General features: G+C 63.7%; 9 protein-coding genes and 1 riboswitch. Of the genes, 3 read left to right on the forward strand and 6 right to left on the reverse strand.

The window, feature by feature from the left end; translation table 11 throughout:
* A partial coding sequence (locus tag B4N44_RS11205) for a phosphomethylpyrimidine synthase ThiC (protein ID WP_414718142.1) occupies positions 1 to 631 on the reverse strand: 631 nt, incomplete at its 3' end.
* 285 nt (positions 632 to 916) lie between these two features.
* A riboswitch (TPP riboswitch) is annotated at positions 917 to 1,079 on the reverse strand.
* Positions 1,080 to 1,278: 199 nt separating this feature from the next.
* Between B4N44_RS11205 and B4N44_RS11210 the strand changes: the two genes are divergently transcribed.
* Together B4N44_RS11210 and B4N44_RS11215 are read left to right on the forward strand one after the other, a co-directional pair.
* Entirely contained in the window at positions 1,279 to 3,354 is a 2,076-nt protein-coding gene (locus B4N44_RS11210) for an EAL domain-containing protein (protein ID WP_296700791.1), read from the forward strand.
* Positions 3,355 to 3,445: 91 nt separating this feature from the next.
* Positions 3,446 to 4,072 (forward strand): hypothetical protein, encoded by a 627-nt coding sequence (locus B4N44_RS11215; RefSeq protein ID WP_296700794.1) that lies wholly within the window; start codon positions 3,446 to 3,448, stop codon positions 4,070 to 4,072.
* A gap of 73 nt (positions 4,073 to 4,145) precedes the next feature.
* Here B4N44_RS11215 and B4N44_RS11220 read toward each other — a convergent pair whose 3' ends face one another.
* From B4N44_RS11220 to B4N44_RS11235, 4 genes are all read right to left on the reverse strand, one after another.
* Positions 4,146 to 4,922 (reverse strand): endonuclease/exonuclease/phosphatase family protein, encoded by a 777-nt coding sequence (locus B4N44_RS11220; RefSeq protein ID WP_296700806.1) that lies wholly within the window; start codon positions 4,920 to 4,922, stop codon positions 4,146 to 4,148.
* 283 nt (positions 4,923 to 5,205) lie between these two features.
* Positions 5,206 to 5,850: a c-type cytochrome gene (locus B4N44_RS11225; RefSeq protein ID WP_296700796.1), complete on the reverse strand. Its 645-nt coding sequence runs from the start codon at positions 5,848 to 5,850 to the stop codon at positions 5,206 to 5,208.
* 300 nt (positions 5,851 to 6,150) lie between these two features.
* Positions 6,151 to 6,609 carry a copper chaperone PCu(A)C gene (locus tag B4N44_RS11230; protein ID WP_296700798.1) on the reverse strand — a complete coding sequence of 153 codons (459 nt, stop codon included), beginning with the start codon at positions 6,607 to 6,609 and terminating at the stop codon, positions 6,151 to 6,153.
* A gap of 45 nt (positions 6,610 to 6,654) precedes the next feature.
* Complete coding sequence (locus B4N44_RS11235; protein WP_296700800.1) at positions 6,655 to 7,305, reverse strand: SCO family protein; 651 nt, start codon at positions 7,303 to 7,305, stop codon at positions 6,655 to 6,657.
* 195 nt (positions 7,306 to 7,500) lie between these two features.
* Here B4N44_RS11235 and B4N44_RS11240 point away from each other — a divergent pair, with 195 nt between their 5' ends.
* On the forward strand, positions 7,501 to 8,289 hold the full coding sequence (locus tag B4N44_RS11240; protein ID WP_296700802.1) for a zinc-dependent peptidase: 789 nt from the start codon (positions 7,501 to 7,503) through the stop codon (positions 8,287 to 8,289).
* A 135-nt stretch (positions 8,290 to 8,424) separates the two neighbouring features.
* Here the strand turns inward: B4N44_RS11240 and B4N44_RS11245 are convergent, their stop codons facing one another.
* Positions 8,425 to 9,210, reverse strand: a complete 786-nt coding sequence (locus B4N44_RS11245; RefSeq protein ID WP_422664313.1) for a DUF7507 domain-containing protein — start codon at positions 9,208 to 9,210, stop codon at positions 8,425 to 8,427.
* Positions 9,211 to 9,301 lie beyond the last annotated feature (91 nt).

Below are 9,301 nucleotides of genomic sequence, written 5' to 3' on the forward strand. Positions count from 1 at the left end.
CCGGGATGATGGCGCGCCCGCGGGCAACCTCGTCGCGGACGAACTCGGGTGTGATGGTTTCGGGGAGGCTGGCGCCGAACGACTGTCCGCGATGCTGGCGCAGGAGCTTCGTGTAACGTGGATCGGCGCGCAGTTCATCCAGACGCATGTTCTCTCGGATGGCGACGAATTCCATCTCGGGCGTGACGATGCCTTGTCGTGCGTAGTGCATCTGGGTGACGTTGCGCCCCGGCTTGGCTCGACGCGGCGTGCGGATGTGCTCGAAGCGCAGATGTGCGAGCTTCGGGTCGGATTGGCGTTCGCGTCCGAAGGCCGAGGTGGGTCCGTCGAGTAGCTCGGTGTCGTCGCGCTCTTGGATCCAGGTGCTGCGTAGATCGGTCAAGCCGGCGAGCAGATCGATGTGCGCCGTCGGGTCCGTGTAAGGCCCCGAGGTATCGTAGATCATGATCGGCGGATTCTCTTCGATTCCCGCGTTGGTCTGCGTCGGGGTCAGCGTGACCTCGCGCATGGGGACGCGCAGGTCCGGGCGCGATCCCGTGACGTAGATCTTGCGCGAGCTTGGGAAGGGCCGCGTGACCTCGTCGGACAGCTCGGCGGTCTTCTGGGCGAAGGCCTGTGGGATGGCGCTCATGGAATCTCCTCTCGACGGACGCGTGGCGTATGGTGGCGCCATTGATATAGGGCCGGATCGGCCGTGTAGGCTGCGGTCCGAACGGATGTCGGCGCACGACGATGGTCGGCGCCATCCGGCGGGGAGAGCGGCGGAATGATCGGGACGCAAACGAGTCCCGAGTCGAGGCGGCAGGAACCGAGAGCCTGCAAGGCTCATGGGATACACTACCCGGATCGTCGCGCCGGCCCCTCGATGGCGGTGCCCGGCGGGCTCGGTCATCGTTGCGGACCGGTACCTTGGATCCGTCCTCGTCGCCTGCTTTCCTGCGCCGGCATGATCCGGATCAGGTTCGAAGGGTCTTTCTCAGCCCGTCGCGTGACTGCATCGTGAACCGTGCGGCGCCGGCCGGTCGACAGGCATCTCGGTCGGATTCGGTCACGCCTACCGGACACCCCCAGCAGCATGTCGGCTGAAACTAACGAAAGGCCGCGGGGATTTCAACCCGATCGAACCGAGGGTGCGCCCCGGTCCGGCTTTAGGCTTGACCTTTGGACCCGGGCTGCCGATCCTGATGCCGGTTTCAAGGGAGTCTGCTCGCGTTGACGGTGTCGGCCCGGGCAACGGCAGACGGGATCTCTCGACGCCCCACCGAGGCGCTTTCGCTCATGAACGACGCACGATTTGCGGATACCGAAAACAGGATCTTCTACCTCGGCGGCGACTCGACGTTGCAGACCGGGCTCGCGAGCTTGATTCGGCCGGCCGGGTTGCAGCTCGATGCTTTCGTGGATCTCGACGCGCTCGAAACCGTGCTCGGGCGGACGCGCCCCGGTGTGCTGATCCTCGATTTGCGCTACATCTCGTCCGGCGCCGGCCCATCCGGTTTGATCGAGCGCCTGGCGGGAACCGGAACCACGAAGCCCCAAGTCGTCTGTATCGCCGACGCCGAGAATATCCAGACGCGTCTCCAGGTGATGCGCGCCGGTGCGCGCGGCTATTTTCCGACCCCGGTCTCCGTGTCCGACCTGGCGAAGCGTCTCGTCGAGCTGAGCGGCCCGCCCAAGAGCAGCCAACCCCGGATCCTGGTGGTCGAAGACGATCCGCTGCAGGCCAAATACATCGCTTTGCTGCTGGGCAAGGCGGGGATGGAGCCGCACATCGTCGATCAACCGCTGGAGATCCTCCGGAAGATGCATGACATCCAGCCGGATCTGGTCCTGATGGATCTCTACATGCCGGATGCGAGCGGTACCGAGCTGACCGCGATCATCCGCGATCACGGCGAGTACTTCGACACGCCGATTATCTTCCTCTCCGCCGAGACCGACCCGGACAAGCAACTCGAGGCGTTGCGGGTCGGCGGGGACAGCTTCATCGCCAAACCGATCCAGCGCGAGCAGCTGATCGGCGCGATCGAGCATCGCATCCGGATGTCGCGTCTGCTCAAGGATCGCCGGGTCAACGCGGATCAGAGCGAGGTCGTCCCGGCTGTGCTTTCGAAGGAGGACTTCCTGCGCAGTCTCGATCGCGTGGTGCACGATCGAGAAGCGCCCTCGCCCGGGCTCGGTCTCGTGCTGATCGAGCTCGATCGGTTTCCGGATATCTCCAACGCGCTGGGCGCCGACGGCACGGAGCGCCTGTTGCGTCAGCTCGAGGAGAAGCTCGTCGACCAGCTCGCCGCGCAGGAGTGCGCGGCGCGCCTGGATGACTTCAGCTTTGCCGTGCTGGCCCGCAGGGCGACCCGCGAGGCGTTGGAGGGGTTCGCGGAGCAGCTTCTGCGGTCCTTCGGCGCCACGAAGCTTCGGGCCGAGGACAAGCGCCTCGCGCTCACCGTGACGATCGGAATCGGGCTCTTTACGCCCCGCGCAGACGACGCCATCACGATGGTTTCGCGCAGCAGGACTACCGTGGCGCGGGCGCGTCAGGCGGGTGGCAATCGGGTGCGGGTCTGGACTCCGGTCATCGCGCCCGATCGCGGCTCGGATTACGAGCGATTGCTCAAGCAGTTGATCGATACGGCCGTCAATCAGGACGGTCTGTTTTTGATGTTTCAGCCGATCGTCTCTCTCGGGGCGAACGTGGGCGAGCTCTACGAGGTGCAGCTTCGGCTTCGTACGCTCGACGGCGAGCATGTTCCGGCCGCCGATTTTCTGCCGGTGGCCGAGCGCAGCGGGTTGATGCCGAGAATCGATCGTTGGGTGTTGGAGCATGCGCTCGATGTCATGGGTGCCGAGCGCAAGTCGTACCCCAAGCTGCGACTCTTGATCCATCAAACCGTGGCGTCGGTTGCCGACGAGCAGTGGCTTCCCTGGTTCCGCGATCAAATGGTTCGGCGCGATCTGATCCGGCGTCGTCCGTTGCTGCAGTTCCAGATGCATGACGTTCGAGATCACCTGGCGGCGGCCAAACCGCTTGTCGAAGTCTTGCGCAAATACGGTATTCAGGTCTGCGTCGCCAACGTCACGGGCAGTGCAGCGGATCTGAATCTGCTGGCGGATCTGCCCGTTGCGCTTGCCAAGCTCTCGTTTGCGACCCTCATCAACGCGGATCCGGCCGAGCTGATCCAGGTGGTGCAAGAGATCAGAACACATGGCGCATCCGTCATCGCGGCCGGAATCGAAGATCAGGCCACGATCGCGCGGGTCTGGAATTGTCGGCCCGACTATATTCAAGGCAACTCGCTCCAGATGCCGAGCAGCGAGTTGATCTACGACTTCCATCACTCCACCGACGACATTTGAGCCGCCTTCCATGCAACAGACGCGTATCCGGAACGGCAAAGGCGGGCACACGCCGGGATCGGTGGCGGACGCGAAGCGGGGATCCGACGCGATGACACTCAAGGGTCCGATGCCTGTCGCGGATGTCGCCCCGTCGTCCAATCACGTGGGTCGGTTGATCCTGGCGCCTCGCGATGCCGAGGTGTGTCCGGATCGAGATCGGCTCGTTCGCATCCTGTCCGAGGCGGGGTTTATCGCCGAGCGCATCCCGGATCGCGACTGGGCCTATCTCGTCGGTCCCGAATTTTCCGCGCTGCTTGCCTTCGTCGGGTGCGCGGTCGCGATCGAGAGCGATCCGCAGACCGGCGGTCCCTTTTGTCATGTCGTGGTCCCGCCGGCTTCGGTTAATCCGCGCTGGTGTCACGGCCGCAATACGCGCGCACCGCGTTGTCCCGGTTGCCGTGCTCGCTTGAGCGATTGGCCGCTGCGCGTGGAGCAATTCGAGGAATCGGCGAGTATGCCTGGAGCGGATCGGCAGGAGACCGCCGTGGATTGCCCCACTTGCGGTGAGGCTCGTCCGATTCGGTCCTGGGATTGGAAGCGGCAGGGTGGGTTTGCGCGCCTGCTCATCCAAGTCGAGGAGATCTTTCCGGGCGAGGCGGTGCCGACCGAGGGCTTTCTGCGCCTACTCGAGCGTGCGACCGGCTGCGCGTGGCGTTATTTCTACGTGCAGGATTGAGCGTGCGGCCCAGTGAATCGATGCGCCGAAGCGGTGACTTGATCGGTGGCGCCGGGAGTCCAGCTGGCCCGGTTCAGCGCGCCGATTCCGGATCCGGTCCGTCCTCGTACGCCGAGAATGAAATACCTTCGGGCAACTCGATCGTCATGCTGATCGGAAGGTGATCGGACAAGGCATAGTCGACCACCCGGGCAGCGACCACGCGCAGCGGCCGAGAAACCAGGATGTGATCCAGATTGTGCGTCGGACGCCAGCTCGGGAAGGTCTTGAGCTCGCAGTCGAGTCCGCGCATCGCGGCTTTTCGGACCATGGCCCGGAGTCCTTTCGAGTCGCACCCGCAGTTGAAGTCGCCCATGATGACAAGATACGGGTGTTGCTCGGATAGGGCGATCAGGTAGTCGAGTTGACGCCGCCGTGCGCGCCATCCGAGGGCCAGATGCACGATTGCCACGGCAAGGGTTTCGTGGTCCGAAAGCCCGAGCTCCGCCACGACGGCACCGCGTCCGGGCAGCCCCGGGAGCTTGTGCTCGGTGATTTGCTGCGGAGGCAGGCGGCTGAGCAGCCCGTTGCTGTGCTGTGCGAAGGGTCCGAGGTTGCGGTTGACCTGCCTGTACCAGTGCGGGAAGGCGCCGTGGCGAGCCAGATATTGGATCTGGTCGATGTAGGCGCTGCGCAGGGAGCCGGCATCGACCTCTTGGAGGCCGACCAAGTCGAATTGATGCAGCAGTTGAGCGATGCGGGTCAGATTCGCCAGTCGCTCGGGGTGCGGGAGAATGTGCTTCCAGCTATTGGTGAAATAGTCGCTGTAGCGGCGCGAGTAGATCCCGGCCTGCACATTAAAGCTCAACAGCTTGAGACGCCGTGCGTCGGTCGAGAGCGAAGACGCCCGGGAGACGTTCTGATGGTGTGCGTGACCGGGTACGGCATCGATGTGCTCGGTACCGGCGGTCGGCCCGGACGTCGCCGCCAGGCGCTCGCCTTCCTCGGCTGCGATCAAGCCGGGCTCGGTCTGTCTTGAGTCCAGTGCTCCGATGACCAATCTCCGCAATCGACGGCAATCCCGCAGACGGGATGCGCGAAGCGACGGCTCGGAAACGACTCATCCATGAGCCGTTCCGCTTACCGCGCGTGCCTTATTTGCTTAGTCCTTGGATGTACTGAGACACCGCAGCAATCTCCTGATCGCTCAATCGAGCCGCAGCGCCGCGCATCATCCCGTTCGGATCGTTGGCGCGCAGCGCACCGCGGAAATGCTCGAGGGTCTGCTTCGTATAGTCTGCGTGCTGCGCCGAGACCCGCGGGAACTTGGCCAGCGACTGACCTTGGCCAGCCGGGCCGTGACAACCGCTGCATGCGGGGACGCCGGTCTCGGGATTGCCCCAGCGATAGATGGATTCGCCCTTGCTCGCCAGCTCTGGGTCCGCCGCGCCCGGGGTCTTGGGCTGCATCGCGTAATAGGCGGCTAGATCCAGGACCTCTTGATCGGTCAACGGCATGGCCATCGGGGTCATTTGCTCGTTGGCGCGGCGACCGGCTTTGAAGTCCATCAACTGTTTCACGATGTATTCAGGGTGCTGGCCGGCCAGTTTGGGCCAGAGCGGCACGATACTGTTGCCCTGGGGGCCGTGACAGGCGATGCACACGCCGTTGGCCTTCGCCTCGCCGGCTTGCGGGTCTCCGACCTTAGGGACTGCGGCCTGATTCCCTTCGGACGCTTGAACCGCGCCGCTTACCAATGCCGTTGCAACCGTAATTGTTATCAGCCAATTCTTAACCATGGAGGATGCCTAATCGGGTCGTGATTCATGGCCGCGACACCTTTGCGCGGATCGACGGCCTGGTCGGGGGGCGAGAAAATCTACGGATGTATATCAGAACATCCGCATATGGGTCAAACCAGCGGCCTCGCGTGTCCGCCGAGATGACCTCCGATACCTGATCAGAGACAGGCCAGGAGACGGATAATTTCGCTCTCGGGTGCGGTGCACCCGATGATTCGACCATGCGATTCTTGACGATAATCCCGTGCGGAGGGTCACGATGGATGGGGCGTCGTCTGCCGGGCTCCGGGTGCGGGCTTAGTGCGCCGTGCGCTGCATCGGCACCTCGATTCGGCGCACCGGTGCCTGAACGGGTATGCGCGAGCCGTCTTCGAAGGTCAGGGCGAGATCGACCATGTCGCCCGGCTCCAGAGGTTGTTTGAGGCCGATGAGCATCACATGCAGGCCGCCCGGCTTCAGGGTCACCGTTTCCCCGGCGGGAATCTCGATCTTCTCGATCCGGCGCATCCGCATCATCCCGTCCTCTTCGACGTGTGTGTGCAGCTCGACGACCTCCGAGACAGCACTTTCGGCCCCGACCAGCGCCTGATTCTCCCCGGTTTGGTTTTCCAAAGACATGAAGACGGCGCTGTTCGCCTGCCCGGGCGGCACCGCCCGAGCGTAGGGATCGCCGATCGAGACCTCCGCGCCGAGCGCGGAGAAGGAGAGCATGGCGAGGAGGGTGGCGGCGAGCAGGGGCGATGCGTATCCGGGCATGTTGTGTCCTCCAACGGACGGCGTGGGTTTTGGGTGTGGCTTCGTTTAAGGTTCGGACCGATGTTCGGTGGGCGAGCTTGATCCCAGCAGTGTTCTGATCGCGGCGACGATCTCCGCCGAGGGGGTGGCGTGATCGAGGTTGCGCATGAGCTTGCCTTGAGTGTCTACGAGATGACTGTAGGCGGAGTGGTCGACGACATAGCCCATCGCCGAATCATCCAGATCGGTGCGCCTGTAAGCTGCGCCGTAGAGCTTGGCGACCTCGGCGATCTGCTCGGGTGTTCCGGTCAGGCCGAGGATCTCGGGGTGAAAATAGCCACTATACTGCGCAAGCCGCTCTGCAGAGTCTCGTTCGGGATCTACGCTGACGAAGAGAACCTGGACCCGCTCCAGTTCTTCGGGCGTCAGCTCCCTGAGCGCGGCCGCGATCAGGACCAGGTTGGTCGGGCAGATATCCGGACACCAAGTGTAGCCGAAGTAGATCAGAACGACCTTGCCGCGCAGATCGGCGAGGGCGATCGGGCCGTTGATGGAGTCGAGAACGAAGTCCCCGCCTTGCGGCGGCGAGGCCAGCTCCAGCGTGCCGTGCTTCGGCCCGCTCGGATCCACACCGACCCCGGTCGGGGTCCAGAATAATAGCCATGCCAAGAGTCCGACGAGGATCGGAATAGCGATGATCAACAGCTTTCGCGTCATGATCGGGAGCCCCGCGGGGAGAAGTCCATCTACGCATCTTGGGCCGCGGGGTGCGATTCGCCTTGATGCACATCAATCATACGGCGAAGACCCGGCCAAGCTCGGGCTTTTGCGCGATAGGACTCGTGTACTGCGCCATTCGCCCCGCATTGACGTTTCACGCCGTGCTCGGCTTCGCGGGCGGTCGGAACATCCGTGCGCGCTCTGACCGATTGGTGGCAGGCGCGCGTGCTCGAGCGCGAGCGCGCGCGCGTCGATCCCCTCGACTGGGTGCGGGTCCGGGACGCCCTGCCGCTGCTCGAGGACCTGAGCGAAGAGGACACCCGGCGTCTCGCCGATTTGGCGCTCCTCTTCCTGCGCGATAAGCGTCTGGACCCCGCGCAAGGGCTCGAGTTGACGCACACGATGCGTCTGGCGATCGCCCTGCAGGCATGCCTTCCCGTGCTGGAGCTGGGTCTGGATTGGTACCGCGGCTGGTATGCCGTCATCGTCTATCCCGAGGAGTTCGTCCCCGAGCGTGAGGTCATGGGAGACGACGGTGTGGTCTGGACCGAGCATGAGGCGAAGAGCGGCGAGGCCTGGGAGCAGGGTCCGATCATCCTCTCGTGGGCGGATGTCGAGGCCGGGATGGAGCGCGACGGTTACAACGTCGTCATCCACGAGTTGGCCCACAAGCTCGACATGCGCGACGGGGCTGCCAATGGATGTCCGCCGCTGCACGCCGGTATGTCTCCGAAGGTTTGGGCCGAGACCTTCTCGGCCGCATACGACGACCTGTGTCGACGGGTCGACGCCGACGAGGAAACACCGATCGATCCCTATGCGACCGAGTCGCCCGCGGAGTTCTTCGCCGTCGTCAGCGAATACTTCTTCGAGCTACCCGAGCTGCTCCATGCCGAATACGCGGCGGTCTACGATCAACTGCGGGCCTTCTACCGCCAGGATCCTTTAGCCCGCTTGGGCGTGACGCCGGAAACGATTTGACGGCCCGGTTCCGTGGCGGCGGCCCAAACGTGGGGGTCGGGGTTGCAAACCCCGATCAAAGGAGTCGGGGCCTTCCGGCCCCGCGTGGCGGACATCCTCCCTCGGGGCGAGGACGCCCCGGCTCTCGTTTGAGCATCAACGCCGGCGACGGTAAAGCTGCGCCAAGCCGGCGATCAATAGCACCAAGATTCCGAGTCCAAACGTACCCAGTGCAGGGATCGGCTCCGGTCCCTGCGGATTTGCCCGACCGGTGTAATGGCTCGGATCCTGGTCGCTCGCTGGATCCCCAACCGGCGGATTGGCGGTGGCAGTGCCGAGGTTGCTGTATTGACCCTCGACCGCCGTGCCGGTCGCCGTGCAGACCATGCTCTCTTCCACGGCCAGAATGGTCTTCGGACAGGTCACATCAGCCTCCTGATCGTCCGTGACCAGGATCTCGGTTAGCTCGACATTGCCGGTATTGGTCACGACATATTCCCAGTTGACCTGACTGCCGACGACGAGCGTCGGTCCCGGCGGCTCGTCGGCGTCCTGGCCATTGGTCGTTTTCTCGATGTCGATCCCGGCATCCACGCCGAAATAGTGGCTCGGGTCAGAGTCCTGGACCTGGACGAGTGTTTCCGCTTGGGAGTTGGAGCCGACCGCAGTGGCGAGGTTCTCGTACTGTCCCGCCCGGGCCGTGCCGGTGACGGTGCAGGTGAGGCTTTCAGTTGGCCCGAGAGTGGCCGGCAATGCCTGATCACAGTCGTCGGATGAGATGACCACCTTGTCGTCATACACAACCACATTCGTCAAGGTGATACCACTGTTGAGGACTGGATTCTTGACCACGTATTTCCAGGTCACTGGATCGCCCACAACGACATAGGAACCGGGCGCGGAATTGGCATCGTCCCCATTGGTGGTCTTCACGATCTCGATCTGCGGATCATCGCGAAAACCGAAATAGTGACTGGGATCGCTGGAGCTGACGGGACTGGGGGTATCCCCATCCCATTACACACATCTCATA

It is taken from the genome of Thiocapsa sp. UBA6158 (genome assembly GCF_002423035.1).
GTDB lineage: Bacteria > Pseudomonadota > Gammaproteobacteria > Chromatiales > Chromatiaceae > Thiocapsa.